This is a genomic window from Allobosea sp. LjRoot90, assembly GCF_964254315.1.
In the GTDB taxonomy this organism is placed as follows: domain Bacteria; phylum Pseudomonadota; class Alphaproteobacteria; order Rhizobiales; family Beijerinckiaceae; genus Allobosea.
The window spans coordinates 146389-172152 of sequence record NZ_CAXUTF020000006.1; the positions used below are offsets into that span (position 1 = coordinate 146389).

Annotated in this window: 29 protein-coding genes and 1 tRNA gene; 8 read left to right on the forward strand and 22 right to left on the reverse strand. The window is 65.6% G+C overall.

Annotated elements, in window-relative coordinates; genetic code table 11:
• Positions 1–44: 44 nt before the first annotated feature.
• The 5 genes from ACSQ3M_RS21340 to ACSQ3M_RS21360 form a co-directional block, all read right to left on the reverse strand.
• Positions 45–311 carry a hypothetical protein gene (locus ACSQ3M_RS21340; RefSeq protein WP_436152081.1) on the reverse strand — a complete coding sequence of 89 codons (267 nt, stop codon included), beginning with the start codon at positions 309–311 and terminating at the stop codon, positions 45–47.
• A gap of 96 nt (positions 312–407) precedes the next feature.
• Positions 408–1139, reverse strand: coding sequence for an ABC transporter permease (locus ACSQ3M_RS21345; protein ID WP_436152082.1), 732 nt, complete (start codon positions 1137–1139; stop codon positions 408–410).
• A gap of 16 nt (positions 1140–1155) precedes the next feature.
• Positions 1156–1902, reverse strand: coding sequence for an ABC transporter permease (locus ACSQ3M_RS21350; protein WP_436152083.1), 747 nt, complete (start codon positions 1900–1902; stop codon positions 1156–1158).
• A gap of 3 nt (positions 1903–1905) precedes the next feature.
• Entirely contained in the window at positions 1906–2751 is an 846-nt protein-coding gene (locus tag ACSQ3M_RS21355) for an ABC transporter ATP-binding protein (RefSeq protein WP_436152084.1), read from the reverse strand.
• Positions 2748–3737: an ABC transporter substrate-binding protein gene (locus ACSQ3M_RS21360; RefSeq protein ID WP_436152085.1), complete on the reverse strand. Its 990-nt coding sequence runs from the start codon at positions 3735–3737 to the stop codon at positions 2748–2750. The genes ACSQ3M_RS21355 and ACSQ3M_RS21360 overlap by 4 nt, the downstream gene beginning before the upstream one ends.
• A gap of 940 nt (positions 3738–4677) precedes the next feature.
• On the opposite strand from ACSQ3M_RS21360, the gene ACSQ3M_RS21365 reads away from it, so the two are divergent.
• Complete coding sequence (locus ACSQ3M_RS21365; protein ID WP_436152086.1) at positions 4678–6138, forward strand: glycosyltransferase family 2 protein; 1461 nt, start codon at positions 4678–4680, stop codon at positions 6136–6138.
• 10 nt (positions 6139–6148) lie between these two features.
• Here ACSQ3M_RS21365 and ACSQ3M_RS21370 read toward each other — a convergent pair whose 3' ends face one another.
• The 3 genes from ACSQ3M_RS21370 to ACSQ3M_RS21380 form a co-directional block, all read right to left on the reverse strand.
• Positions 6149–6751 carry an SCO family protein gene (locus ACSQ3M_RS21370; RefSeq protein ID WP_436152087.1) on the reverse strand — a complete coding sequence of 201 codons (603 nt, stop codon included), beginning with the start codon at positions 6749–6751 and terminating at the stop codon, positions 6149–6151.
• A 24-nt stretch (positions 6752–6775) separates the two neighbouring features.
• A complete protein-coding gene (locus ACSQ3M_RS21375) occupies positions 6776–6952 on the reverse strand; it encodes a hypothetical protein (RefSeq protein WP_436152088.1) in 177 nt (58 codons plus the stop codon).
• Positions 6953–7187: 235 nt separating this feature from the next.
• Entirely contained in the window at positions 7188–7445 is a 258-nt protein-coding gene (locus tag ACSQ3M_RS21380) for a hypothetical protein (protein ID WP_436152089.1), read from the reverse strand.
• A 187-nt stretch (positions 7446–7632) separates the two neighbouring features.
• On the opposite strand from ACSQ3M_RS21380, the gene ACSQ3M_RS21385 reads away from it, so the two are divergent.
• Entirely contained in the window at positions 7633–7869 is a 237-nt protein-coding gene (locus ACSQ3M_RS21385) for a hypothetical protein (RefSeq protein WP_436152090.1), read from the forward strand.
• A gap of 196 nt (positions 7870–8065) precedes the next feature.
• Here the strand turns inward: ACSQ3M_RS21385 and ACSQ3M_RS21390 are convergent.
• The 3 genes from ACSQ3M_RS21390 to ACSQ3M_RS21400 all read right to left on the reverse strand — a co-directional run bounded on the left by ACSQ3M_RS21390 (position 8066) and on the right by ACSQ3M_RS21400 (position 10007).
• Positions 8066–8140, reverse strand: a tRNA-Gly gene (locus tag ACSQ3M_RS21390).
• Between the two features lie 128 nt (positions 8141–8268).
• Positions 8269–8574 (reverse strand): hypothetical protein, encoded by a 306-nt coding sequence (locus ACSQ3M_RS21395; protein WP_436152091.1) that lies wholly within the window; start codon positions 8572–8574, stop codon positions 8269–8271.
• A gap of 263 nt (positions 8575–8837) precedes the next feature.
• A complete protein-coding gene (locus ACSQ3M_RS21400; protein ID WP_436152092.1) occupies positions 8838–10007 on the reverse strand; it encodes a 2'-deoxycytidine 5'-triphosphate deaminase in 1170 nt (389 codons plus the stop codon).
• A gap of 226 nt (positions 10008–10233) precedes the next feature.
• On the opposite strand from ACSQ3M_RS21400, the gene apaG reads away from it, so the two are divergent.
• A complete protein-coding gene (apaG, locus tag ACSQ3M_RS21405; RefSeq protein WP_284167453.1) occupies positions 10234–10626 on the forward strand; it encodes a Co2+/Mg2+ efflux protein ApaG in 393 nt (130 codons plus the stop codon).
• The gene (argE, locus tag ACSQ3M_RS21410) at positions 10623–11798 is read left to right on the forward strand and encodes an acetylornithine deacetylase (protein ID WP_436152093.1); all 1176 of its coding nucleotides are present in this window, start codon (positions 10623–10625) and stop codon (positions 11796–11798) included. The genes apaG and argE overlap by 4 nt, the downstream gene beginning before the upstream one ends.
• A 172-nt stretch (positions 11799–11970) precedes the next feature.
• Here the strand turns inward: argE and ACSQ3M_RS21415 are convergent, their stop codons facing one another.
• From ACSQ3M_RS21415 to ACSQ3M_RS21425, 3 genes are read right to left on the reverse strand one after another with little or no spacing between them, the layout of a single operon-like run.
• Positions 11971–12969, reverse strand: a complete 999-nt coding sequence (locus ACSQ3M_RS21415) for an Hsp33 family molecular chaperone (protein WP_436152256.1) — start codon at positions 12967–12969, stop codon at positions 11971–11973.
• Positions 12969–13898 carry an ornithine carbamoyltransferase gene (gene argF / locus ACSQ3M_RS21420; protein ID WP_436152094.1) on the reverse strand — a complete coding sequence of 310 codons (930 nt, stop codon included), beginning with the start codon at positions 13896–13898 and terminating at the stop codon, positions 12969–12971. The genes ACSQ3M_RS21415 and argF overlap by 1 nt, the downstream gene beginning before the upstream one ends.
• Positions 13899–13900: 2 nt before the next feature.
• A complete protein-coding gene (locus tag ACSQ3M_RS21425) occupies positions 13901–15121 on the reverse strand; it encodes an aspartate aminotransferase family protein (RefSeq protein ID WP_436152095.1) in 1221 nt (406 codons plus the stop codon).
• 545 nt (positions 15122–15666) lie between these two features.
• On the opposite strand from ACSQ3M_RS21425, the gene ACSQ3M_RS21430 reads away from it, so the two are divergent.
• The 3 genes from ACSQ3M_RS21430 (at position 15667) to ACSQ3M_RS21440 (ending at position 17065) form a co-directional block, all read left to right on the forward strand.
• A complete protein-coding gene (locus tag ACSQ3M_RS21430; protein WP_436152096.1) occupies positions 15667–16218 on the forward strand; it encodes a GcrA family cell cycle regulator in 552 nt (183 codons plus the stop codon).
• Between the two features lie 86 nt (positions 16219–16304).
• On the forward strand, positions 16305–16745 hold the full coding sequence (locus tag ACSQ3M_RS21435) for an NUDIX hydrolase (protein ID WP_436152097.1): 441 nt from the start codon (positions 16305–16307) through the stop codon (positions 16743–16745).
• Positions 16745–17065: a YnfA family protein gene (locus ACSQ3M_RS21440; protein ID WP_436152098.1), complete on the forward strand. Its 321-nt coding sequence runs from the start codon at positions 16745–16747 to the stop codon at positions 17063–17065. Before ACSQ3M_RS21435 ends, ACSQ3M_RS21440 begins: the two co-directional genes overlap by 1 nt.
• Before the next feature lie 8 nt (positions 17066–17073).
• Here the strand turns inward: ACSQ3M_RS21440 and phoB are convergent, their stop codons facing one another.
• From phoB to ACSQ3M_RS21475, 7 genes are all read right to left on the reverse strand, one after another.
• The gene (gene phoB, locus ACSQ3M_RS21445; RefSeq protein ID WP_436097491.1) at positions 17074–17772 is read right to left on the reverse strand and encodes a phosphate regulon transcriptional regulator PhoB; all 699 of its coding nucleotides are present in this window, start codon (positions 17770–17772) and stop codon (positions 17074–17076) included.
• A 28-nt stretch (positions 17773–17800) separates the two neighbouring features.
• Positions 17801–18523, reverse strand: a complete 723-nt coding sequence (gene phoU, locus ACSQ3M_RS21450; RefSeq protein ID WP_436152099.1) for a phosphate signaling complex protein PhoU — start codon at positions 18521–18523, stop codon at positions 17801–17803.
• 41 nt (positions 18524–18564) lie between these two features.
• Positions 18565–19371, reverse strand: a complete 807-nt coding sequence (gene pstB / locus ACSQ3M_RS21455) for a phosphate ABC transporter ATP-binding protein PstB (protein ID WP_436152100.1) — start codon at positions 19369–19371, stop codon at positions 18565–18567.
• Positions 19372–19393: 22 nt separating this feature from the next.
• The gene (gene pstA / locus ACSQ3M_RS21460) at positions 19394–20284 is read right to left on the reverse strand and encodes a phosphate ABC transporter permease PstA (RefSeq protein WP_436152101.1); all 891 of its coding nucleotides are present in this window, start codon (positions 20282–20284) and stop codon (positions 19394–19396) included.
• A 13-nt stretch (positions 20285–20297) separates the two neighbouring features.
• The gene (gene pstC, locus ACSQ3M_RS21465) at positions 20298–21266 is read right to left on the reverse strand and encodes a phosphate ABC transporter permease subunit PstC (protein WP_436152102.1); all 969 of its coding nucleotides are present in this window, start codon (positions 21264–21266) and stop codon (positions 20298–20300) included.
• Positions 21267–21377: 111 nt separating this feature from the next.
• The gene (gene pstS / locus ACSQ3M_RS21470) at positions 21378–22403 is read right to left on the reverse strand and encodes a phosphate ABC transporter substrate-binding protein PstS (RefSeq protein ID WP_436152103.1); all 1026 of its coding nucleotides are present in this window, start codon (positions 22401–22403) and stop codon (positions 21378–21380) included.
• 108 nt (positions 22404–22511) lie between these two features.
• Positions 22512–23564: an ATP-binding protein gene (locus ACSQ3M_RS21475; RefSeq protein WP_436152104.1), complete on the reverse strand. Its 1053-nt coding sequence runs from the start codon at positions 23562–23564 to the stop codon at positions 22512–22514.
• Between the two features lie 124 nt (positions 23565–23688).
• Between ACSQ3M_RS21475 and ppk2 the strand changes: the two genes are divergently transcribed.
• Positions 23689–24594: a polyphosphate kinase 2 gene (ppk2, locus tag ACSQ3M_RS21480; RefSeq protein WP_436152105.1), complete on the forward strand. Its 906-nt coding sequence runs from the start codon at positions 23689–23691 to the stop codon at positions 24592–24594.
• 24 nt (positions 24595–24618) lie between these two features.
• Here ppk2 and ACSQ3M_RS21485 read toward each other — a convergent pair whose 3' ends face one another.
• The gene (locus tag ACSQ3M_RS21485; protein ID WP_436152106.1) at positions 24619–25566 is read right to left on the reverse strand and encodes a lysylphosphatidylglycerol synthase domain-containing protein; all 948 of its coding nucleotides are present in this window, start codon (positions 25564–25566) and stop codon (positions 24619–24621) included.
• Between the last annotated feature and the right edge of the window lie 198 nt (positions 25567–25764).

Sequence of the window (25764 nt, forward strand, 5' to 3'; positions counted from 1 at the left end):
GGGACAGCGCTCGTGCCTCCGGAGCCATGGCGCTGAGGCCTGCCTCAGAAGCCCTGCGGCAGCGTGCCGCCACCATAAAGTTCGCCTTGCCGAGGCGAGCTGCCGATGCCGGAGCGGACATAGGCCGGCCCACCCTCACGGGCCGGAGGCAGGCCAAGATCGAGCGTGCCGCCATCCGGCGGCGGCGTCGACCGCACGACGCGAGTCCGCACCGGAGCGGGCTCCGAGACGCCGATAGGCTCCTCGCGCGAGACGCAGCCGCCCAGCAGAGCGACGAGAACGGCAGCGGCGCCGAGACGATGAAGGTTCATGGGTTTTCCAATGCGGCGCGCAGGCTGCGGCGAGCGGGACGAGTCAGCCGCAACCTGCATGACTGGCACGGCCGGCGCAAGCCGCCGGAAGGCGCTTTAGCGGTGCGTCAGACGCCGGTCGAAGCGCATCATCAAGGTGTTGCAGGTGACCGCGAAGACGGTCAGCAGCAGCGCGATCGCCATGATCGTGTCGATCTGGCCGATATTGATCGCGCTCGTCAGCATGAATCCGAGGCCGCGCTGCGAGGCGAACATCTCGCCGATCAGCACGCCGAGCAGTGTCAGCGAAAAGCCGAGCCTGACGCCGGAGATGATCTCCGGCAGGATCGCCGGCATGATCACGGTGAAAGCGTTCTGCGAGGCTGAGAGCCGCATCACCTGCGACGTCCGGCGATAGACCGGCTTCATCTGGCGGATGGCGTTCATCGAGAACAGCGTGATCGGGATCAGCCCGTGCATCACGCCGAAGGCGATCTTGGCGGAAATGCCAAGGCCGAAGCAGAGCAGCACCAGCGGATAGAGCACGACCTTGGGGATCGAGTAGAGCGTCGTCAGGATCGGCTCTGCGACATTGCCGGCGAGTTTGCGGACGCCGAGCACGATGCCGAGCGTGATGCCGCCGGCGAGCGAGATCGCAAAGGCGGCCACGAAGGCGCGCATCGTCTCGGAGACGTTGAGCCAGAATTCGCCGGTCGCGAGCAGGGCGCCGAGCTTGGCGACGGTCTGCACCGGCGAGGCCAGCGAGGAGGCGCCGACCAGAAGATGCAGCCCCTGCCAGAGAACGATGATGGCAAGGAGGACGAGGAGAGTGCCGGCGGACTTTGGCATGAGGGCTGTCATGGCGTCACCGCTGCCGGCGCGCCTGGAGGCGCCGATCGACAATGTTGAGGAGGGTGTTGACGACGGTCACGGTGATCAGGACGAGCAGCATCAGCGCGTACATGTGCCCGTTCTCGAACAGGTTGTAGGCATAGGCGATGGCGTAGCCGATACCGGCCCCCGACAGGATGAACTCCGAGGCGATGACGCCGATGAAGGAGTAGGCGACCGAGAGCTTCACCCCGGTGAAGAGATAGGGCATCGCCGCCGGCAGCTCGATCAGCAGCGCGGTCTTGACCCGCGACATCCGGTAGATCTGGCCGGTCTTGCGCAGCACGCGCGGGATGCGGTCGAGCCCGCTCAGCGTCGCGGTGACCATCGAGACGACCGCGAGCAGCACCGCGATCGCGATGATCGAGGCCGAGCCGACGCCAAAGAGAGTGATGAAGATCGGATAGAAAACGAAGGTCGGGACGGCGTAATAGCTCGCCAGCAGCGGCTCGATCGCATCGCGCAGGCTCGGTAGCGAGTAGATGATCACCCCGGCTGCGAAACCGAGCAGCACCGAGAGCACGGTCGAGATCGCGATATTGGTGAAGGTAATCTGGATATCGGCCGAGAACTGCCCGGAGGCGAGGATCTTGCCGAGCTCGACCACCATCTCGGACGGGGCGATCATCACCATGCGCGGGATGATGTCGACGCGGCAGAGCGCCTCGACCAGCAGGATCATCGCGGTGACGACCGCAACGCGCAGCCATTTCTCGGACATGGCTCAGGCCTTTCCGGCCGACATGATCTTCAGCGCCTCGATGCGCAGCTTTTCCCAGAGCCGGGCGGTGATGTCGCCGAAATGCGGGGTCGAGACGACGCGGCTGTCGCGGTCCCGTTCCCAGCCGGTCTCGACGAAATCGATGAAGGTGCCGGGCCTTGTCGACATCACGCCGACGCGGTCCGACAGCATCGCCGCCTCGTCGAGGGCGTGGGTGATAAGCAGCACGGTGGCGGAGGTTTCGCGCCAGAGCCGCAGCAGTTCGTCGCCCATCAGCAGGCGGGTCTGCTGATCGAGCGCGCCGAAAGGCTCGTCGAGCAGGATCAATCTGGGCTGCAGGACCAGGGTCCGAGCAATGCAAACCCGCTGGCGCATGCCGCCGGAGAGCTGGGCGGGATAGGAGCCGGCGAAGTCCTTCAGCCCCATGAAGCCGACGGCATAGTCGACGCGGCGGGTAATCTCGGCCGGATCGACGCCGGCACGTCTTAGACCGAAAGCGACATTGTCGCGCACGCTGAGCCAGGGGAACGACGCGTCCTCCTGGAAGACGACGCCGACACCATCGGGCACGCCCCTGATTGGCTTGCCCTCGAACTCGGCCGTGCCGGCTTGCGGCTCGCTCAGGCCGGCGAGAATATCGAGCAGGGTCGACTTGCCGCAACCGGACGGACCGACCACCGAGAAGAACTCGCCCTTGGCGAGATCGAGATCGACCGGGCCGAGCGCATGCAAGGTCGATTTCGGTAGATCGAAGACGCGGGTGACGCCGCGCAGCCTGGCGTGAGCTTCAACGGCTGCGGTCTGGGGCGTGAGCGGCACGATCTTGGCCCCCGATGCCGCCGCGCTCATTGCTTCGCCTGCAGGTCGGCGGGCAGATAGGACTTGTCCAGGACGGTCGACCAGTCGACATCGGCCTTGACCTCGCCGATCAGCTTGAGACCCTCGACCATGCGGTTGAGCTCGGCGACGCTGAACTCGCCCTCGCTCCACATTTTCGGCCCGATCATGTTGTCGACCGCTTCCTTGGCGATCGCCGGCTCGAGCTTATAGAGCTTCTCGATGATCTTGGCGGTCTCGGCCGGGTCCTTGTAGATCGCCTGCACCCCGGCGCGGCGGCCGGCGATGATCGCCTTGAGCTTCTCCGGGTTCTCCTGCGCGAATTTGCGCGTGGTGATGCCGACCGAGGTGGTCATCGGCTTCAGGATGTCGCCGGCCCTGTAGAGCGTGCGGTACTTGTCCTTGCGGATGATCGAGAGCGGCTCGATCAGCACCGAACCGACGACCGCGCTCTGCTCGAGCATGGTCAACGCCGGGACATAGCCGCCGGCGGCGACGCGCTGGACCTTGCCCTGATCGACGCCCTTCTCGCGCAGCACCATCAGCAGCAGCATTTCCGAGACCGATTTCGGCGAGGTGATCGCGACCTTCTTGCCGGCGAGGTCCTCGACGCTCTTGAGCGGCGAGTCCGGCATGACGACCATCGAGGCCTCGGCGACGCTACGCGTGCCGGTGTTGACGATGATCAGGTCGAGCCCCTGCGCCTTGGCGGCGAGCGCGGCGGAGACGGCAACCTCGCCATAGGGTGTCGCACTCGCGAGAATGTTGCGGACCGTGGTGCCGCCACCGCCCGAGCCGATGATGCCGGTGATGTCGATGCCGGCCTGCTTGAACAGGCCCTTCTCCATCGCGACCGCATAGGGCGCGCCGTAGAGGCTCGCGCCCCATTGGGTGACGGAAATTTCCTCGGCGCGTGCCGGCGCCTGCAGAGTGAGCACGGCCGCAGCGGCCATGGCCGCGAGACGGTTGAACGAAGTCAGGCCAAGCCAAGCGGTCATGTCACTCTCCCATTGAGGCAAGCCGCCGATCGTTATCGTTGCAGCAGGCCGGACGTTCGCGTCCAAATTTCATTTGTATGCAAACAACGATCTCAATGGAGTCGAAGCTTGTCAAGCGATTTGAGATCGACGAATTGCAGACTGCAGGCCGCAGCGCGGAAGCGAGACTATCGCGCCAAAAACCGTTCGCAACCGCGAAATCGAACGGGCCTCAAACAGAGCTGCACCAGCAGAATTCGGCGTGAAATCACCGACTTGCGGTGCGCGCTAGTGCCTCGGACGCCGAAGCACAGAGCACAAGGCGATCCGCCATTGGCACCAGCAGTCACCGGTATCGGGGCAAATCCCCTGAGACACGGCCGCTCTTTTTATTTGTATACAAATGATCAGCCGAGAGTCTGGGCACCGCTGACAACCAGGCTCCTCTGTCATCCACGCCTCGTGCCGGGACTCGACTCCGACGTACCGATAAGCAACCATAAGTTGCTGCCAGCTGGCGGAGCCATCAGTTGCGGCTGGGGGAGCGGGGATGAGGGCTCAAGCTTGGCCGCAAGCCGGCGCAGGCCGAGCATACGCGTTCGGCTTGCCCGCAGAGATCGCGTTTCTGGCTGAGCAAGGTGTCCCACCTGCGCAATTGCGGGAGGCGGCCAGGGTCTCGGAGCGGATCGGCGTCTCACCAAGCCGGCAGGTCATCGCATCCGGCCTCGTCAGCGAAGAGCTGTTCTACCGGGCACTGGCCGCTGATCTCGGACTCCGTTTCCAAACCCGCCCACCACCCTTGCAGCCGGGTGGAAACGTCTCGGCGACCCTGCGCGAAGGCATGGCTGCCGTCAGCACTCACTTGGAAAGCCCCGTGCGCTTTGCCGCCGCGCCGCAGCCCGGGCCAGCGTTGCGCCGCTTCCTTGCTGCAAAACCTTATGACCGCAAGGATATTGTGGTCATGACCCCGTCGGCGCTGTCGGCAGAGTTGCGGCGCGTCAATGCCGGGGCGCTGGCCCGCGAAGTAGCCTGGGTGGATGAAGCGGGGCTACAGCGCTTCAGTGCCAGAACCGGCATGAGCTGGGTCCAGAAGGTCATGGCCTTTCTCCTCATCGGCGTTCTCGGCGCGATCGGCATGTTCGCACCAGTCGCGACATTGATCGGGCTGGCACTGACGCTTGGCCCACTCTTCTTCGCCACCGTGATCCTGCGCCTCGCAGCCCTGATCGAGAAGCCACCCGCCGATCTCTGGCTCGAGCATCGCTGGCAGATCGACGACAGCCGGCTGCCGGTCTACACCGTCGCGGTCCCGATCTTCGGTGAGGAGGCGGTGCTCGACCAACTGATCGAGGCACTGTCGGCCCTCGACTACCCCGCCGCCAAGCTCGACATCCGCATCCTCGTCGAGGAAATCGATTGGGGCTTGCGACGCGCCCTTGCAGCGCGCGTACTTCCGCCCTTCATGCAGGTCATGATCGTCCCGCGCGGGATTCCCCAAACCAAGCCCCGCGCGCTCAACCTGGCTCTGGCCGAGGCGCGCGGCGAGCTGTTCACCATCTTCGACGCCGAGGACGTTCCCGATCCCCGGCAACTGCGCCTGGCGGCGGCCCGGTTCCTGCGCTCGGATCCTGAACTCGTCTGCCTGCAAGCTCATCTCGTCATCGACAACCCTGATGACGGCTGGCTCGCCGGCTGTTTCGCGCTTGAATACGCCGGATTGTTCGACGTGCTCAACCCCGGCCTGCTGCAATCGGGCTTGCCGATCATGCTCGGCGGCACCTCGAACCATTTCCGGACCGAGGCGCTGCGACGGGTCGGCGGCTGGGATCCCTGGAACGTCACGGAGGACGCCGATATCGGCTTCCGCCTTGTCCGCGCCGGCGGCTACATGGCCGACCTACCCTGCCGCACGCTGGAAGAGGCCCCACATCACCTGCCGGCCTGGCTTAAGCAGCGCCGCCGCTGGCTCAAGGGTCATCTGCAGACGCTGATCAGCCACCTGTTGCGGCCGGACCGCCTCCTGCGCGAGGCTGGCTTCACTGCCGCGCTGACCTTTTTGGCGCTGGTGCTGGGCACCGTGCTCGGCACGCTTCTCTATCCGCTGTTCATTGCAACAACGGTGGTGGCGGTGCTCGACGGCTCGCTGCTTTCGCCTGGCAGTTCACTGGAACTAATGCTTTCCGCACTCGCGCTGGGGCTGGCCGGAAGCGGAATCTGTGCAGCTTTTCTCGTGCCCGCCCTCGGCGCCTGGCGCCGCGGCGCGGTCGATCTATGGCGCTGGCTTCCGGCCCTGCCGATCTACTATCTGCTCGCCTCGCTTGCAGCCTGGCTCGCGCTCTACGATTACTTCCATGACCGGTTCGGCTGGCACAAGACGACGCACGGCCTAGCCCGCTCGTCGCGCTATCGCAATCGGACCTAACCTGACGTGCCTAGAGATGGCGCAGCCATTCCTGCGCCGCCTCTGCGGGCGGGCGCTCGATATTGAAGGCACCGACGAAGCCGCCATTCTTGTCCATCAGATAGACCAGGGCGGTATGGTCCATGGTGTAGTCGCCATCCTTGAGCGGCACCTTGCGGGCATAGGCGCGGTAGGCCTTGATCGTCGCATCGATCGCAGCGCGCTCGCCGGTCAGCCCGACGATGCGCGGGTCGAAGGAGCCGAGATAGCTCTTCATCGTCTCGGCCGTGTCGCGCTCCGGATCGACCGTGACGAAGAGTGCCTTGAGTTTTTCACCCTTGGCTCCGGCCGCCCGCAGCACTTCCGAAATCTCGAACAGCTTGGTCGGGCAGATGTCGGGACAATGGGTGAAGCCGAAGAAGACCAGGAAGGGCGCGCCGCGCAGATCCTTGTCGGTCAGTGTCTTGCCCTCGCCGCTGGTGAGCGTGAACGGCCCGCCGACACTTGAGGCAAGGCTCTGCCCGCCCTGACGGGAGCCGGGCGCGAAGGTGATGAAGGCGGCTGCGGCGAGCGCGGCAGCGCCGAGCACGAAGACCAGCAGGGGCAGGAGCAGGCGGCGATTCACGGGGGACATCCTCGAATGCGGGCGAAGCGCCGCTCAGAAGCAGGCGAGGAGCGCGGCGATCAGCCCGTCGGTGAACAGACGATCGCCCTCGCGCCACCAGAGCAGCAGGCCTGCCAGCAGCAACAGGCCGAAGCCGCCGCCGAGCAACCAGAGCCCGAAGCGCGGGCTCGGCGCTGCATCCTGCATCTCGGTCTGTGGAGGTGCGCTCATCCGGACAATCTAGCGCCGGCCGGGCTCCTTCGGAAGCGGCGTTCGTGCCGCAGGGGCACGCCGAAGAAGCGGAACGCTCGACAATATCGGAAAATTGGAGCGGGCGATCAGGATCGAACCGACGACATTCAGCTTGGGAAGCGGCGCCAAGCCATTGATCTAATGTGCCTGCGTTCCCCAATCGAACAGCGACAAAACAAATTTGGGCAATGGGTCGGAAGCGAATCTATCTAGACTACTCTTGGTCTCTCTCTCCGCCGAGGGGGGCGAGGCGATGAGCTTCCCCGACATCATCAAGGTCGGGAAACAGCTCGAAAATGCGGCATAGATAGTCATAGTCGAGCATTCCAATAACTGTGCCCGCCGTTCGTTTCATTTCTCGGAAAGTCGCATCGGGGAGTCGGCCTTCAATAAGGTGCCAGCTTCGATTGATGTGCTGGAAGGCTTCCAAAATGTGGTCGCGAGCCTCTTGAGCGGTGCTTCTATCAAGCATGTTTATCTCGACCCCAGGGGAGAAACGCATCTGACCCCCAATCGGCAATGTCGGCAATGGGTCGGAAGCCGACGTTCGCGAACGGCCGGGATGGGTAGGAATCGGCTCCCGTGAATGTCTCTTGTTCTTCATCAGAGCGATGAATCTAGTGGAGCAATGCAGCTGTCCATCTCACGGAGAATTTTGGATGGAGAAGTTCGACAAGTTTGAGGCATTCATGATCGCTTTTCGGTTTATCGAGATAAACCATCAGCGTTGCCAAGCTCTTGATTTGGTTGATCTGTTGTCTGGGATGGAGATCGATGCCCATGGCCAACCGTGGGATGCCGGCACCGCACAGGATTTCGAGCAGGCTATCGCTGATCTTCGGGCTAGTAAGATCAATATGGCGAAGTTCAGAACAAACCCATCCGGCGATGCGTAAGCTATCGCCCCTTTGCGGATAGTGAAAACCTCGTCCCCGTGGCAGAAAATCTCAGCTCAGGGTCGGAAGCAGAAGTCAGGCGCGTGAAAGGAACGCGCGGCACTAACATATTGAAATCATGAAAGGTTGTTCTCGTCCGAAACCCTCCCCTCGGCGAGATAAAATCTCCAGCAACTAATTGAAATTAAAGGAAATTTGGAGCGGGCGATCGGGATCGAACCGACGACATTCAGCTTGGGAAGCTGACGTTCTACCACTGAACTACGCCCGCACTCCTGCCCGTATAGCCGGGCCGGGCTGCCGGCCGCAAGCCGGCCGATCGGAGATTTCCGACCGTCAAACGAAAAACCGCGCCGGGCCCCTGTCGCCCGGCGCGGCTTGGTTCAGACGCGGGGCGTCTTAGTAGCAGCCGTAATAGCCGCAGCCGTAGCCATAACCGTAGCCGTAACGCGAGCGCGATGAAGCGGCGATGACCGCGCCACCGACGGCGCCGGCGACGACACCGGCCGCGACTGCGTTGCTGGCCTGGGCGTTGGAGCGACGGAAGCTCTGGAAGACCTCGCTGCGGCAGCGCTCGAAAGCGCGGGTGCCGGGGCGATGGCCGGCATCGATGCAGACCTGGTCGGACTCGGCCGCCGATTGCTCGACGGACTGGCAGCCGGCGAGGCCGGCGGCGAGAACGCCGGCGATGATGAGGGCGCGCATGAGAAATCCTTTCCCTGTAGACGTTTGGCTAGAAAAGCCATTGAGCGGGAGGCCGTCAACTGCGCCCCGCTGGTGACACAAGCATGAACACGCCGCAGGCCTGGGGCCGGCGGCGTCCTCCGCGCTTGCTGCCATCTGACACGGAATCGCCACCATGTCGCCCCGAAGGTTGCCGTTCGGGTAACAATCGCTGGCAAAACAGGAATCTGCGGCTAACGAAGACTTGAGCTGACCGCGCCGAGCCAGCGGTTCTTGGGCAGAAGCTAGCTGCGGAAATGCTTGGAGAGCTTCAGCGCCTGGCCCTGATAGTTCGAGGTGCCGATTGCGCCGTAGAGCGCATCCGGCGCCGCCGCCATGCGCTCGAAGGCGAGGCGGCCAACGACCTGCCCGTCCTCCAGCAGGAAAGGCACCTCGTGGCTGCGGACTTCGAGCACGCCGCGCGAGCCCGGCGCGCCGTCGGCCCCGACGCCGAAGCCGGGATCGAAGAAGCCGGCATAGTGGACGCGAAACTCGCCCATCGTCGGGTCGATCGGCGCCATTTCGGCTGCGTATTCGGCCGGGATATGCAGCTTTTCCTTGGAGGCGAGGATGTAGAACTGGTGCGGGTCGAGGATCAGGCGCTTGTTCGACTTGGCGGTGATCGGCGTCCAGAAATCGTCGATCGCATAGTGGGCGATGCGGTCGACATCGATCACGTCGGTAAAGCGTTGAGCCTGATAACCGATCGTCTCGCCGCTATGAGAGCCGGCGAGATGGATGCTGAACTGCAGCCCATTCTGGATGACCGGAATGCCGTCGACCAGCGGCGTCTCTTTGTGAATGTCGCGCAGATCCTTGTCGGAGACGCGAAAGCCCGCTGCCTCCTCTTGGCCGGAATTGCGCCGCCGGAAGCGTAGCTGATTCAGCCGGCTACCCTTGCGCACTTTGATCGAGAAGCTCGCCGGCGAAATCTCGGCGTAGAGCTTGCCCGAATAACCACCAGGCACGGTGTCGAACATGCTGGCGCGATCGGCGATCAGGCGGGTGAAGACGTCGAGCCGGCCAGTCGAGCTCTTCGGATTGGCGAAGGCAGAGATCGTGGTCGGCAGATCATCGAGCGATTCCATCAGTTCGACGACATAGACGCAGTTCTTCTCGAGGATGGCGCCGTCCTCGAGCGAGAATTCGTCCTGGGTCAGGTCCGACAGCGCCTGCTCGACGGTCTTGTTCGGCCCGGGCAGGAAGCTGGCGCGAACGCGATAAGCCTTGTGGCCGAGCCGCAGGTCGATGCTCGCCGGCTGGTACTGACTCTCGACGAAGGCGCCCGAGATCGAACGAATCATGCCGCGCTGGACGAGCTTGCGAATATCCTGACGCGGCAGCACGCCGGACGGTCCGCTGAGCGAAGCGGACGGCTCGACGAAATCGACCAGCATGTCAGGCGCATTTGCCATGGCGCTATCAGACCACCTTGTGAAGTGCGGAGCAAAGCCAGCCCGCCGCGAGATTGACCGCTCTTCTTGCCGCGGCGCGGCGCGGCTGGCGAGTCCGACGTCGCGTTGTCCACATGCCCGCTCGCCGCCGGGCTGGCCCGCAAGTACAACCGGCCGGTGGCATTGACGCTGCGCCGACGCAGGTCATAACAAGGCCTTCCCGCCCTGCCGGCACGGAACCGCGATCATGTACCAGGCCGAAACGCATGGCGTGCGCGTAACCGCCTCGCCCAAATTCATGGACTCTGAGTCCACGCCCGACCAGAGCCGCTATTTCTGGGCCTACACGATCGAGATCGAGAATTTCTCGCCGCGCACGATGCAGCTGATGACGCGCCACTGGTTCATCACCGACGGACGCGGCGAGGTGCACGAGGTCCGCGGCGACGGTGTGATCGGCCAGCAGCCGGTGCTGCAACCGGGCGAGCGCTTCAGCTACACCTCCGGCTGCCCGCTGATGACGCCCGACGGCAGCATGCGCGGCTTCTACGCCATGCTCGGTGAGGACGGCGTGATCTTCGACGTCGAGGTGCCGCTTTTCCCGCTCGACTCGCCCTATGTGAAGAAGGTCCTGCATTGAACGCGACAACACCGACCGGGCAGCGCTACCAGCCGCTCGACATGCTTGCCCGCCTCGTCGCCTTCGACACGGTGAGCCATAAATCTAATCTCGACCTCATCGCCTTCGTCGAGGACTACCTCACGGGCTGGGGCGTGCCCTGCGTGCGCTTCCCGAACGAGACCGGCGACAAAGCCGCGCTCTTCGCCACGATCGGCCCGCAGGACAAGGGCGGCATCGTCCTCTCCGGCCATACCGATGTCGTGCCGGTCGAAGGCCAGGCCCGGTCGCGCGATCCGTTCACGCTGCATGTCGAGGACGGCCGGGCCTATGGCCGCGGCTCTGTCGACATGAAGGGCTTCGTCGCGCTGGCGCTGGCGCTGGTGCCGGATTTCCTAGCAGCCAACCTCAAGACACCGATCCACCTGTTCTTCTCCTATGACGAGGAGGTGACCTGCCTCGGCGTCGTCGACGGCATCGCCGCGATGGGCAAGAGCCTGCCGCGGCCGCGCGCCGTCATCGTCGGCGAGCCGACCTCGCTCGAACTCGCCGACGCGCATAAGGGCATCCGCACCTTCTTCACCACCATCACCGGCTTTGCCGCGCATTCCTCGAAGCCGCATCTCGGCGCCAGTGCCGTCCATGCCGGGACGCGGCTCGCCGCCGGCCTCGTCGCCATGGCCGACGAGCACGAAGGCCGCCTCGACGAGAGCGGCCGCTTCGATCCGCCCTACGACACCGTCCATATCGGCAAGTTCCATGGCGGCATCGCCCGCAACATCCTGGCCGATCGCTGCGATCTCGCCTGGGAGGTGCGCACGCTGCCGGGCTCCGACCCGCAGGAGGTGCCGGCCCGCTTCGCCGCGCTGTCGCAGGAGGTGCTGGCGCGCATGCGCAAGACCGCGCCATCGGCGGCGATCGAGACGGTGATGAGTTCGGACGTGCCGGGCCTCGCACCCGATCCCGGTTCGGAAGCCGAGACGCTCGTGATGCGCCTTGCCGGGCGCAACAGCACCATCGCCGTCGCCTACGCCACCGAGGCCGGGCATTTCCAGCGCGCCGGACTGCCGACCATCGTCTGCGGGCCGGGCTCGATCGACCAGGCACACCAGCCGGACGAATACATCACGCTGGAGCAGTTCGCCGCCGGCGAGGCCTTCATGCGCCGGCTGATGGCCGAGTGCCGGGCGTAGGTCCCTTCCTTCTCCCCTTGCGGGAGAAGGTGGCAGCGCGCAGCGCTGACGGATGAGGGGTCGTACACCCCTCTCCGTAGTCCGCATTTAACAAGTGGAAGTCGGCAGTCGTCGCGAACCCCCTCATCCGGCGCTCGCGCCACCTTCTCCCGCAAGGGGAGAAGGGGAGCCCTCACTGCCCCGCCGAGATCTCCACCTCGACCTCGGCCGGGTCGAAGCTGTAGCGGCGCGAGCAGAATTCGCAGGTGACGCCGAGCGTGCCGTCATCGGCGATCATCGCCTTGCGGTCATCGGCCGAGAAGCCTTTGAGCATGCCGAGCACGCGCTCGCGCGAGCAGCGGCAGGCCTCGTGCACCGCGACCGGCTCGAAGACGTGGGCGCCGCGCTCATGGAAGAGCCGGTAGAGCAGGCGCTCGCTCTCCAGCAGAGGATCGAGCAATTCGTGATGCTCCACCGTCTCGACCAGCGAGCGCGCCTCGGCCCAGGCGTCGTCGCTGATGCCGTCATCATTGTCCGCGGCGAGGATTTCGTGCCCTTCCGGCGCATCGCCGGGATGGAGATCGGCGGCGCGCATTCGGTCGGGCGAATTCGGCATGAACTGGACGATCAAACCGCCGGCGCGCCAGGCCAGGCCGCGGCCGGTCAGGACCGTGCCGACGCCGAGGCGGATACGGCTCGGGATCTGCTCGGACTGGCGGAAATACTGGTGGCCGGCCTCTTCCAGGCTCTGTCCGTCGAGCGCGACGACGCCCTGATAGCGCGTCGCCTCCGTCCCCTGGTCGACGGTCATGGCGAGATGGCCCTTGCCGAGCAGTTCCCCGGTCGAGACCGCTTTCGTATCGATCGCAGCCGCCAGCTGATCGGCGTCGTAGCGGGCCATGGCGCGGTAGCAGTCGGGCGCGTTGAAGTCGACGACCAGCATCGAGACCGGCCCGTCGCTCTTGGTCTGGAGCTGGAAACGACCCTCGCCCTTGAGCGTCGTGCCGAGCATGACTGTCAGCGCCGCAGCCTCGGCGAGAACGCGCGCGACGGGCTCAGGATAGTGATGCCGTTCGAGTATCCGATCGAGCGAGGGGCCGAGCCTGACGACCCGGCCGCGGACATCGAGCTCGGGCACGGCGAAAGGCAGCACCCGATCGTCAGGTGCGCCGGCTGGCGAACCGTCGCCCATCAGGCCGCGACCGCGCCGAAGCACCAGGCGAGGATGCCCTTCTGGGCATGCAGCCGGTTCTCAGCCTCGTCGAAAACAGCCGATTGCGGGCCGTCCATGACCTGATCCGTCACCTCCTCGCCACGCGACGCCGGCAGGCAGTGCATGAAGATCGCGTCCTTTTCGGCGCGGCCGAGCAGGCGCTCGTCGACCTGATAGGGCCGCAGCAGGTTGTGGCGCGTGCCTTCCGCGTCACCCATCGAGACCCAGCAATCGGTGATGACGCAATCGGCGCCCTCGACCGCAGCTTCGGGCCGGCTGGTCAGCTGCAGCTTCGCGCCCTGCTTGCGGGCCCAGTCGAGCAAAGCAGGCGGGGGCGCGAGCTCCTCGGGTGTCGCGATGGCGAGCTCGAAATCGAGTCGGCCGGCGGCATGGACCCAGGAGGTCAGGACATTGTTGGTGTCACCGGTCCAGGCGATGCGCTTGCCCTTGATCGAGCCCTTGCGCTCCTCGAAGGTCATGACGTCGGCCATGACCTGGCAGGGATGCTGGCGCTTGGTCAGACCGTTGATCACCGGCACGGTGGCGTATTTCGCCATCTCGACCACGGCGTCATGGTCGAGCATGCGGATCATGATCGCATCGACATAGCGTGAGAGCACGCGCGCCGTATCGGCGATGGTCTCGCGCTCGCCGAGCTCGATCTCCTGGCCGGTCACCATCATCGGCGAGCCTCCGAGCTCACGGATACCGACATCGAAGGAGACGCGGGTCCGGAGCGAAGGCTGCTCGAAGATCATGGCGATGACCTTGCCCTCGAGCAGACGGTCGCCGGCCGCGTCGGGCGTACGCCGACGGGTCTTGATCTCCTCACCGGCCTTGAGGATGGCGCGGAGCTCCCCGGCGGAAAAATCCGAGAGATCGAGAAAATGACGCACTGGAGTCCCCATGCTCATTCCGCCGCCGGCCGGGCGAGCTCGGCCTCGACCGCGCCCGCCGCCTTGTCGAGCCGCGCCACCGCCTCGGCTACCTCGCTCTCGCCGATGATCAGCGGCGGCAGCAGGCGCACGACATTGTCGCCGGCCGCGACCACGAGCAGGCCGGCGGCCCGCGCCTGGGCGACGAAATCGGTGTTCGGCGTCCTGAGCTTGAGGCCGAGCATCAGACCCTCGCCGCGGATCTCCTCGATCACGTCCGGGTGGTGATCCTTGAGCTGGGCCAGCGACTGGCGCAGGCGCAGCGCCGTCTTCTGGACCTGATCGAGGAAGCCCGGCGCCAGGATGACGTCGAGCACGGCATTGCCGACCGCCATGGCGAGCGGGTTGCCGCCGAAGGTGGTGCCGTGCGTGCCGAGCGTCATGCCGGAAGCCGCCTCTTCAGTCGCGAGGCAGGCGCCCATCGGGAAGCCGCCGCCGATGCCCTTGGCGATCGACATGATGTCAGGGGCGACACCGTAATGCTCATAAGCGAAGAACTTGCCGGTGCGGCCGACACCTGTCTGGATCTCGTCGAAGATCAGCATCAGGCCGTGCTCGTCGCAAAGCTCGCGCAGCTGCTTGAGGACACGCATCGGCACCGAGCGCAGGCCACCCTCGCCCTGGATCGGCTCGATCATCAAGGCTGCCGTCTCCAGCGTAATCGCCGCCTTCAGCGCCTTCTCGTCGTCGAAGGGCACCTGGTCGAAGCCGTCGACCTTGGGGCCGAAACCGTCGATGTATTTCTGCTGGCCGCCGGCGGCGATGGTCGCGAGCGTGCGGCCATGGAAGGCGCCCTCGAAGGTGACGATCCGGTAGCGCTCGGGGTTGCCCTTCGCAGCATGGTACTTGCGCGCCATCTTGATCGCGCACTCGTTCGCCTCGGCGCCCGAATTGGTGAAGAAGACGCGCTCGGCGAAGGTCGCCTCGCAGAGCCGGCGCGCCAGCTTCTCGCCGTCCGGCATCGTGTAGAGGTTCGAGGTGTGCCAGATGCGCTGCGCCTGGCTGGTCAGCGCCTCGACCAGATGCGGATGGGCATGGCCGAGCGAGTTGACGGCGATGCCGGCGCCGAAATCGAGATAGCGCTGGCCGTCGGTGGCAATCGCCCAGGCGCCTTCGCCACGCTCGAGAGCGATCGGGGCGCGGGCATAGGTCGGCAGGAGAACGGAGGAAGCGGCAGAAACGGGAGCGGTGCTCATGGAGCGAAATCCTTGCGGCGAAACAGGGAGGAAACGCGGAACCTCAAGTCGGGAACGGAGATGCGGAGCGCTCTCGGCATGATGCCGGCATGATGCGACCCGCCGGCGACATTATCGTCGCTGGCCGTTCCCGCCGTCTCGTCGCGCGTCAAGCCGCATCGATGGAAAGTCCCGATCGCTCAAAAACATAAGCGCCGCCCGATAGGGGCGGCTGCGTGAAGCGACTATGCAAAACCGTCCCTGCCCTGTCAATCGCAGCTGACCTCTCGGCAGCGTTGCCGAATAGACTCACCGTTTCGCCGTCTGCGGTGATTGGCTGGGGAAAAGCCGGATTACGATTCGGCGACTCTTGTGGCCGAGTCAGGCCATATTGTATGGTCCCTCTCGTCAGATACGACATCTCGTGCGGCGTCTCCAGTATCGTCAGTCCCGGGCGTAACGGCTTCCGTTCAGCAACGGAGGCTGCCGGTATCGGATTCCGCCATGATCTTTCCCTATGCCTCGCCGGCGCGCCGGCGGGGCATGACGAAGACAGGTGCAACTCCATGACCGAAGCCGGAGCCTGGACCGAGGAACGCGTCGAACTGCTGAAGAAGCTCTGGAACGACGGCCTGAGCGCGAGCCAGATCGCAGCGGAGCTCGGCAGCGTCACGCGCAATGCCGTCATCGGCAAGGTGCATCGCCTCGGCCTGTCGGGCCGCGCCAAGAGCCCGGGCTCGGCGACACCGCGCCCGCGCAAGCCGGTGGCCCGCCCGCCGAGCCACCCGGCCGGCCATCACAGTGCTGGCGGCGCCGGCTTGACCCGCGGCAATACCGCGCTCGCCCCGCAGTTCGCGCCGGAGATCGAAGCCGAAGCGCAGGTCGCGCGCGAGCCGGCTCCGTCCGAGGACGTGGTCGTGCCGTTCTCCGAGCGGGTCACCATCATGGAACTGCGCGAATATATGTGCCGCTGGCCGATGGGCGACCCGACCACCCCGGAATTCCGCTTCTGCGGCGGCCGCAGCACGACCGGAATGCCCTATTGCGCCTATCACGCCCGCATCGCCTACCAGCCGGCTGGCGATCGGCGCCGCGATCGCAAGGTGATCCGCGCCTGACGACCGCCGCCGATTAAACGGTTACAGAAGCCGGCCCCTGGGCCGGCTTTTTTCGTCGACGGCCAGGTTCGATGCACGAGGCATCCATGAACATCCCCGGACCTAGCCCGATCGAATACGCCTGCGCCCTGCCGATCAGGGAGGGGCGGCTCCTGCTGGGGCTGAGGTCGCCGCATCGCCGGAACCGCCCATCCTGCTGGGATACGATTGGTGGTCACCTCGAGCCCGGCGAGGCGGCGGAGACGGCGCTTGTCCGCGAGCTTCAGGAGGAGATCGACATCACGCCGACAAGCTTTCGCCATTTCGAGACCATCGAGACGACGGAGACGGACGGCGTCACCCCCGCGCTGTGGCATCTGTTCACTGTGACCGAATGGACCGGCGGCGAACCCGCGATCAGCAATGACGAACATAGCGAGATCGGCTGGTTCACTTTCGGCGAGGCCCAATTGCTGACGCCGCTGGCGTCTGAGGCCTATCGCCCAGCCTTCGCTCGGCTGGCCGCAGCCTTCGGGCCGGGCACGTAATGGCTACGCTCGCGATCTATGCGGGAGCGGCGCTGGCCGAGATCGCCGGCTGCTTCGCCTTCTGGGCCTGGCTGAAACTGGACAAGCCAGTTTGGTGGCTGCTGCCGGGTCTGGTCGCGCTCGCAACCTTCGCCTGGCTGCTGACGCTGGTCGACAGCCCTGCGGCCGGGCGCGCCTTCGCCGCTTATGGCGGTGTTTATATCGTCGCGTCGCTGGCCTGGATGGCGCTCATCGAGAAGGTCGCACCGGATCGCTACGATCTAGCCGGCGCGGCGCTCTGCCTCGCCGGTGCAGCGGTCATCGTCGCAGCGCCGCGCTGACGGAAGCGTCAGGCGCGCGCAAAGGTCTCGTCGAAGGCGTAGCCGGCGCCGCGCACGGTACGCAGCGGATCCTTGGCATTGGCCGGGGTGATCGCCTTGCGCAGGCGCCCGACATGGACGTCGACGGTGCGCTCGTCGATATAGACGTCGCGGCCCCAGACCGCGTCGAGCAGTTGCGCGCGCGAATAGACGCGGCCGGGCGCCTGCATCAGGAATTCGAGCAGGCGGAATTCGGTCGGCCCGAGATGCAGCTCGGCGCCGGCCCTGCGGACGCGCCGCGTCGTGCGGTCGAGCTCGAGATCACCGGCCGCGAGCAGGCCGGCGACATGGCCGGGCTTGGCCCGGCGCAGCAGCGCCTGGATGCGGGCGATCAGCTCGGGCAACGAGAACGGCTTGACGACATAATCGTCGGCGCCGGTGGCGAGGCCGCGCACGCGCTCAGTCTCCTCGCCGCGCGCCGTCAGCATGATGATCGGCACGCGCTCGGTATCGCGCCGCGTGCGCAGGCGCCGGCAGAGCTCGATGCCGGAGAGGCCGGGCAGCATCCAGTCGAGCAGGACGAGGTCCGGCGTGTGATCGCGCAGATGGAGCTCGGCATCGTCGCCGCGCGCCACGCTGTCGACCTCGAAGCCTTCGGCCTCGAGATTATAGCGCAGGAGCAGGGTCAGCGGCTCCTCGTCCTCGACGATCAGGATGCGTGCGGGCATGTCAGCGTCCGTTCAATCCTGGGCCGGTTCAGCCATTGGCCGTTGGCAAGTCGACGAGGATGTTGGTGGTGTCGAGCTTCGGCCGGGTCTCGTCTATGGACTGGCCGGTGACGAGATAATGGATGGTCTCGGCGATGTTGGTGGTGTGGTCGCCGATGCGCTCGACATTCTTGGCACAGAACAGAAGGTGCGTGCAGAAGGTGATGTTGCGCGGGTCCTCCATCATGTAGGTCAGGAGTTCGCGGAACAGCGAGGTGTAGAGCGCGTCGATCTCGTCGTCGCGGCGCCAGACCTCCATCGCCTTCTGCTCGTTGCTGGCGGCATAGGCGTCGAGCACGTCCTTGAGCTGGGCCTGGACCAGGCGGCTCATATGCTCGAGACCGACGACGGCCCGATGCGGCGGCGAGAACTGGCCGGAGATGGCGACGGCGCGCTTGGCGATGTTCTTGGCGAGGTCGCCGACGCGCTCGATATCGGCGGCGATGCGGATCGCCGAGATCAGCTCGCGCAGGTCGTTGGCGAGCGGCTGGCGCCGGGCGATGGTCAGCACCGCCTTCTCCTCGACATCGCGCTGGAGATTGTCGAGGCGCTGGTCGGCGCTGATGATCTTCTGGGCGAGCGCGGTGTCGCGGCGCACCAGCGCCACGGTCGAGTCGCCGAGCATGCGCTCGGACATGCCGCCCATCTCGGCGAGGCTGCGGCGCAGCCCTTCGAGATCGGCGTCGTAGGAGCGGACGATATGGTCGGACATCGGGGCGTATCCTGTGACGGAGGCGAGCGGACTTGCGGACGTCAGCCGAAACGGCCGGTGACGTAGTCCTGCGTCTGCTTCTTATGCGGGTTCATGAAGATGTTGTTGGTGGCGTCGAACTCGATCACCTCACCGAGATACATGAAGGCGGTGTACTGCGAGATGCGGGCCGCCTGCTGCATGTTGTGGGTGACGATGACGATGGTGAAGTCGGCCTTGAGCTGCTCGAGCAGGTCCTCGATCTTGCCGGTCGAGATCGGGTCGAGCGCCGAGGTCGGCTCGTCGAACAGGATCACCTCGGGCTTCTGCGCGATAGTGCGCGCGATGCAGAGGCGCTGCTGCTGGCCGCCCGAGAGGCCCATGCCGGAGCTCTTCAGCTTGTCCTTGACCTCGTCCCAGAGGGCGGCGCGGCGCAGCGCGCCCTCGACGCGGTCGTCGAGCTCCGACTTCGGCGGCTTCTCGTAGAGGCGGATACCGAAGGCGACATTGTCGTAGATCGACATCGGGAACGGCGTCGGCTTCTGGAAGACCATGCCGATGCGCGAGCGCAGCTCGTTCACATCGATGTCGTTGGCGATGACATTGCGGCCGTCGAGCAGGATCTCGCCGGTCGCCTTCTGCTCCGGATAGAGCGAGTAGATCCGGTTGAAGATGCGCAGCAGGGTCGACTTGCCGCAGCCGGAGGGGCCGATCAGCGCCGTGACGTGCCGGTCGCGGAAGTCGAGATTGACGTTCTTCAGCGCCTTGTGCTCACCGTAATAGAAATCCAGGTTCTTGACGGCGATGCGGACGGGAGCGTCGACGTCCAGCGTCTGCGGGCTCAATTCCAGGGTCGAAAGCATCTGCATGGTCCTTCCGATCGGACGCTGATTACTTGCCGCCGCGCACGATGCGCCGGGCGATGATGGAAAGTATGAGGATTGAGACGGTGATGATCAGCGACCCCGCCCAGGCGAGCTGCTGCCAGTTCTCGTAAGGGGCGGAGGCGAACTGGTAGATCGTCACCGGCAGGTTGGAGACGCCGCCGAGCAGGCTCGGCGAGAACCAGAAATTGTTGTTGAGCGCGGTGAAGATCAGCGGCGCGGTCTCGCCGGCGATGCGGGCGAGCGCCAGCAGGATGCCGGTGACCATGCCGGACTTCGCCGCCCGCCAGGTGATCGAGGTGATCACGACCGAGGGCGGAGCACCGAGCGCCGAGCCGGCCTCGCGCAGCGGGCCGGGCACGAGCCGCAGCATGTCCTCGGTGGTGCGCACGATCACCGGGATCGCGATGATGCCGAGCGCGACACCGCCCGCCCAGCCGGAATAGCCGCGGAACGGCTCGACCATGATCACGTAGACGAACAGGCCGATCAGGATCGAGGGCGCCGAGAGCAGGATGTCGTTGATGAAGCGGATCAGCTCGGCGAGCTTCGAGCCCTTGCCATATTCGGCGAGGTAGGTGCCGGCGAGCACGCCGATCGGCGTCGCCACGACGATGCCGAGGAAGGTCAGCACGACCGAGCCGACGATGGCGTTGGCGAGGCCGCCGCCCTCGGAGCCGGGCCCGGGCGTGATCTGGGTGAAGGTCGCGGCGGAGAGCCCGCCAAGGCCCTTCACGACCAGCATGCCGAGGATCCAGAACAGCACGAAGATGGCGAGCAGGGTGAAGGTCGTGGCCGTGACCTTCATCAGCCGGTCGGCGGTGCGGCGCGACTGGCGGACGCGGCCCCAGGTGACTTCGGGCAACGGGCGGACGGTGGAGGGGGTCGTCAGGCTCATGATCCGCTCCCGCTCAGAACGACTTGACGCGCGAGACGAGGATGCGCGCGATGACGAGGACGACGAAGGTGACGAAGAACAGGATGCAGCCGAGCGCGATCAGCGAGTTGAGCTGCAGGCCGAGCGCCTCGTTGAACTCGTTGGCGATACGCGAGGCGATGGTCGAGCCCGGATCCATGATCGAGCCGGAGAGCCGGTTGGCGTTGCCGACGACGAAGGTCACCGCCATGGTCTCGCCGAGCGCACGGCCGAGGCCGAGCATGATCGCACCGATGATCGAAACGCCGGCCTGCGGCACCAGCACATGGCGCACGACCTCCCAGGTCGTCGCGCCGATGCCATAGGCGCTCTCGCGCAGCACCGAGGGGATCTGGTCGAGCATGTCGCGGGTGATCGAGGCGATGAAGGGGATGATCATGAATGCCAGGATGATCCCGGCGGTCAGGATGCCCAGACCCGAGGGCGAGCGCGAATAGAGGACCGTCCCGATGATCGGCATGCCCTCGACGATGTTCGAGAGCGGGATCTGGACATAGGCGGCAAAGAGCGGCGCGAAGACGAACAGCCCCCACATGCCGTAGATGATCGAGGGCACGGCGGCGAGCAGCTCGATCGCGGTCGAGACCGGCTGCTTGAACCAGGGCGGCGCGAGCTGGGTCAGGAAGACGGCGATGCCGAGCGAGAGCGGCACGCCGATAACGAGCGCGATCAGGGCGGTGGAGAGCGTACCGACGATCGCCGGCCAGGCGCCATACTGGTCGTTCTGCGTATCCCAGACGCTGGATGTCAGGAAGCCGAAGCCGAATTTGCTGAAGGCGGGCCAGCCGCCGATCACCATCGAGGCCATGATGCCGGCGAGCAGCACCAGCACGAACAGCGCCGCCAGGAAGCTGGCATTCCGGAAGACGAGATCGAAGGTCCCCTTCGGGGTCTTGCGCACCGGCGCATTTGGCGCGGCGAACTGGTCGGTCACGGCAACCATCCGTGGTTACTCCGGTCTCGAAAGGCGACTATCGGGGCGAAACGAGGTTCTGGTGGTCGTGAAGCGGGGGCCGCAAGCCGGCCCCCGCCTCGTTTTCTCATGCGGGAGCGATCAGAAGATCGGCTTGCCCGCCGGGTCGGTCACGCCCTTCCAGGCGTTGCGGACCTGATCCTTGACGGCGGCCGGCAGCGGCACGTAGTCGAGGTCGAGGGCGAGCTTGTCGCCGTTCTTGAAGGCCCAGTCGACGAACTTCAGCGCGGCCTGGGTCTCTTCCGGCTTCTCCGGCTTGGCGTGGATCAGCAGGAAGGTCGCGGCGGTGATCGGCCAGGCGTCGGCGCCCTTCTGGTTGTTCAGCGAGATGCCGAAGCCGGGAGCCTCGTTCCAGTTGGCGTTGGCGGCAGCGGCCTGGAAGGCTTTGTCGTCCGGGGCCGGGAAGTTGCCATCGGCGTTCTGGATCAGGGCGAAGGAGAGCTTGTTCTGCTTGGCGTAGGCGTACTCGACATAGCCGATCGAGTTGGCGACCTGCTTGACCGAGGCCGAGACGCCCTCATTGCCCTTGCCACCGATGCCGACCGGCCACTGCACGGCGGTGTTGGTGCCGAGCTTCGACTTCCAGTCGGGCGAGACCTTGGAGAGGTAGTCGGTGAAGACGAAGGTCGTGCCCGAGCCGTCCGAACGGTAGACCGGGTTGATGTTGGCATCCGGCAGGGTGACGCCGGCATTGAGGGCGGCGATCTTGGGATCGTTCCACTTCTTGATGTCGCCGAGATAGATCGCGGCGAGGACCGGGCCGGTCAGCTTCAGCTTGCCGGCCTCGACGCCGGCGATGTTGATCGCCGGGACGACGCCGCCCATCACGGTCGGGAACTGGATCAGGCCTTCCTTGGTCAGCTCCTCGCCCTTGAGCGGGGCGTCGGTGGCACCGAAGGCGACGGTCTTCGCCTTGATCTGGCGGATGCCGCCGCCCGAGCCGATCGACTGATAGTTGAGACCGATATTGGTCTCCTTCTTATAGGCCTCGGCCCACTTCGAGTAGATCGGGAACGGGAAAGTCGCGCCGGCGCCGGTGATGTCGGCAGCCTGGGCGATGCCCGACAGGCCGACGGCAGCGGCCGCGAGAATGAGAATTTTGCGCATGAGATGTCCTCTCTGGGTCGCAAGTGCAGCGGCCCTGCTAGAACACCGGCTATATGACAGCTGCATGACAAACAGTCATGAAAGCGGACCCGGCGTCGTCACAAATCGTTAACGGACCGCCGCGGGCAGGCGCGGCAGGATCGCCCGGAAGGTCGCGCCCTGGCCGACGACACTCTCGATGGTCAGGCGGCCACGATGGCGCAGGACGATGTGCTTGACGATCGCGAGTCCCAGCCCCGTGCCACCGGCCTCGCGGCTGGCAGCGGTATCGACGCGATAGAAACGCTCGGTCAGTCGCGGCAAATGTTCCGGCGCGATGCCGGCGCCGTCGTCGCGTACGGCAAGACTGGCTTCCTCGCCGGCCACGGCGACAGCGATGTCGACCTTGCCGCCGCGCTGGCCGTATTTGATCGCGTTCTCGACCAGGTTCTCGATCAGCCGCAGCAATTCGTCGCGGTCGCCGGCGACGGTGACGGGGTTTGGCGGCACATCGAGCTTCAACGTCACGTCGCGCTCGCGAGCCATCAGGACGAGCGAGTCAAGGATCTCGCGGGCGATGCCGGCGAGATCGACCGGCGCCTCCGGCGCGAGATGCGCGCGCAGTTCGATGCGCGAGAGCGAGAGCAGGTCATCGACCAGGCGGGCCATGCGCAACCCCTGTTCGCGCATGATCGCCAGGAAGCGGTCGCGGGCGGCAGCGTCGTTGCGCGCCGGGCCTTGCAGGGTCTCGATGAAGCCGAGCACCGAGGCGAGCGGCGTGCGCAATTCATGGCTGGCATTGGCGACGAAGTCGACGCGCATGCGTTCGGTCATGCGCTGCTCGCTGAGGTCCTCGAAGGTCAGCAGCACCGCTCGCCGCCAGCCACTCCCGGCGAGCGCCGCGATATGAATGCGGAAGGTGCGCTCGACCGGCACGCGTTCGATCAGCTCAATGGCACGGCGGCCGCCATGGCGAGAGACCTGCTCGATCGCGTCGATCAGATCGGGATCACGCATCACCAAAGCGAGCGGCTTGCCCTTGGCGAGTGCCGTGATCAGGGCCGGCGCGGTCGGACTCAGCGCCTGGATCACCCCCTGCGGGTCGAGCAGCACGGCGGGAACGCCGATGGCCTCGATCAGTGCAGCAGTGACCGGCGCCCGGGGATCGACCAAAGCGTTCATGCGGCTATTGCCTTTCGAGGCGTGGTCTGCAGCGAGGCCTCTTAGGCCGGAGTGGCCTCGCGGCGCAATTCCCTTCCTGCCGTCGTCATTCTAGCCTGCACGCCGACAGTGGAGAGACAGCACGATGGCAAAGAAGACGTCCGAGGGCAAAGGCACGCAAAAGCGCGGCGGGAAGCGCCATGGCGAACTTAGTTTCGACATCGAGGCCGAAGCGCTGCCCAAGGAGATCGACGACAAGGCTTTTGCCAGCGGCGGGTACCCCTACCACCGGAAATACAAGCGCAAACTCTACGAGAAGGAGCTCGAGCCGCTCCAGATCGAGCTGCAAAAGCTGCTCGGCTGGGTGCGCGAGAAGGGCGAGCGGCTCGTCATCGTCTTCGAAGGACGCGACGGCGCGGGCAAGGGCGGCGCAATCACCCGTTTCACCCAACATCTCAATCCCCGCCAGGCGCGGGTCGTCGCCCTGTCGAAGCCGTCCGATACCGAGAAAGGGCAGTGGTATTTCCAGCGCTACGCGGCGCAGATGCCGGCGGCCGGCGAAATCGTGTTCTTCGACCGCTCCTGGTACAACCGGGCCGGCGTCGAGCCCGTCATGGGCTTCAGTACCGATGCGCAGTCGGAGAGCTTCCTGCGCGAAGCTCCGGTCTTCGAGGGCATGCTGGCTCGCGACGGCATCAGGCTGGTCAAGCTGTTTTTGACCATCGGCCGCGAGATGCAGATGAGCCGGCTGCACGCGCGCTGGCACGATCCGCTCAAGCGCTGGAAGCTGTCATCGATCGATTTCGAAGCGATCCCGCGCTTTGACGACTACTCCGACGCCTTCGACCGCCTGCTCGACAAGACTTCGACCGATCAGGCACCCTGGACGGTGCTGCGCGCCAACGACAAGTTCCGCACGCGCCTGAACGCCATCCGCCATGTGCTCCACGCCGTGCCCTACAAGGGCAAGGACGAGGGGGCGATTGGCGAGATCGACCACAGGGTCGTGCTGACAGCCGAGGAATACCTGCGCAATGGCGGCGAGAGCTGACGCTTTTGCGACCTGGAATCGTCCTTAGAGCTCGTGCCGCCTGATGCGCCGGATCATCTCGTTCAGCGCCAGCAGCGCCAGCGCCAGGATGAAGGGCAGGATGTAGTAGATGATCCGGAAGAGCAGCAGCGCGCCGAGCACCTGCTCGAAGGGCAGGCGGCTGAGCGCGATCAGCATGGTCGCCTCGAAGACGCCGAGCCCGCCCGGCGCATGGCTGGCGATGCCGATCAGGCAGGCGAAGATATAGGCTGCCAGGAAGCTCTCATAGGGCAGGTTGTGGCCGCCCGGCAGCAGGACGTAGAGCACCGCGGCAGCGGCGCAGACCTCGGCGGCGCCGAGCAGCATCTGCGCCAGCGTGACGCCGAGGCCCGGCAGCGGCAGATTCCAGCCGCTGACCCGCAAGGTGCGCTCGCCGGTCGCGACCCAGAACAGATAACCCAGCGTGCCGAGCGTGACTGCACCACCGACCGCCTGGACCACCAGCGGCGAGGTCCGCGCCAGCTGGGCCACCGAATCCGTCGCATAGAACAGGCTGGCGCAGAGGATCATGCCGAGGCCGAGCCAGAAGGTCAGGCCGGCGATCACGGTGAGGCTCGCGACTTCGGAGGCGCGCACGCCCTTGGCCGAGTAGATCCAGTAGCGCACCGTGCCGCCGGTCACGATCGGGAAGCCCAGGGTGAAAGCGACGGAATAGCTGGTGAAGGAGGCGAGCGCCGTCGTCCGATAGGGAATCGACAGGCCGAGCCGGCGCAGCGCCACCGCGTCATAGCCAGTGAGCAATAGATAGCTCAAGGCGGTGAAGCCGAGCGCGAGCAGGAGCTGGCGCTGGCTGGCATTGGCGAAGGCACGGGCGAGCTCGCCGGGCTCGATTTCGCGGACGATGTAGTAGAGCACCACCAGCGAGGCGATGAAGATCACCGAACTGGCGAGCGGGCCGAGCCACCACCAGCGGCTGCGCTTGCGCAGCGGCATCCCTGGCTCGTGCGGGCCAAACGACATCAGCACTCTTGTCGGGTTGTGCTCGCACGCAGCGGGCAAGGCGGGTTTGTGGCGGCTGGCCCTGACGGCCGGACCCGAGAGATAGCGCCTCCGCCGCGATGCACAAGCCGGTGCACCGCGGCGAATGCGCGCCATGAAGCTGGCGCAGGACACGCCGACGCCGGGCGAGCG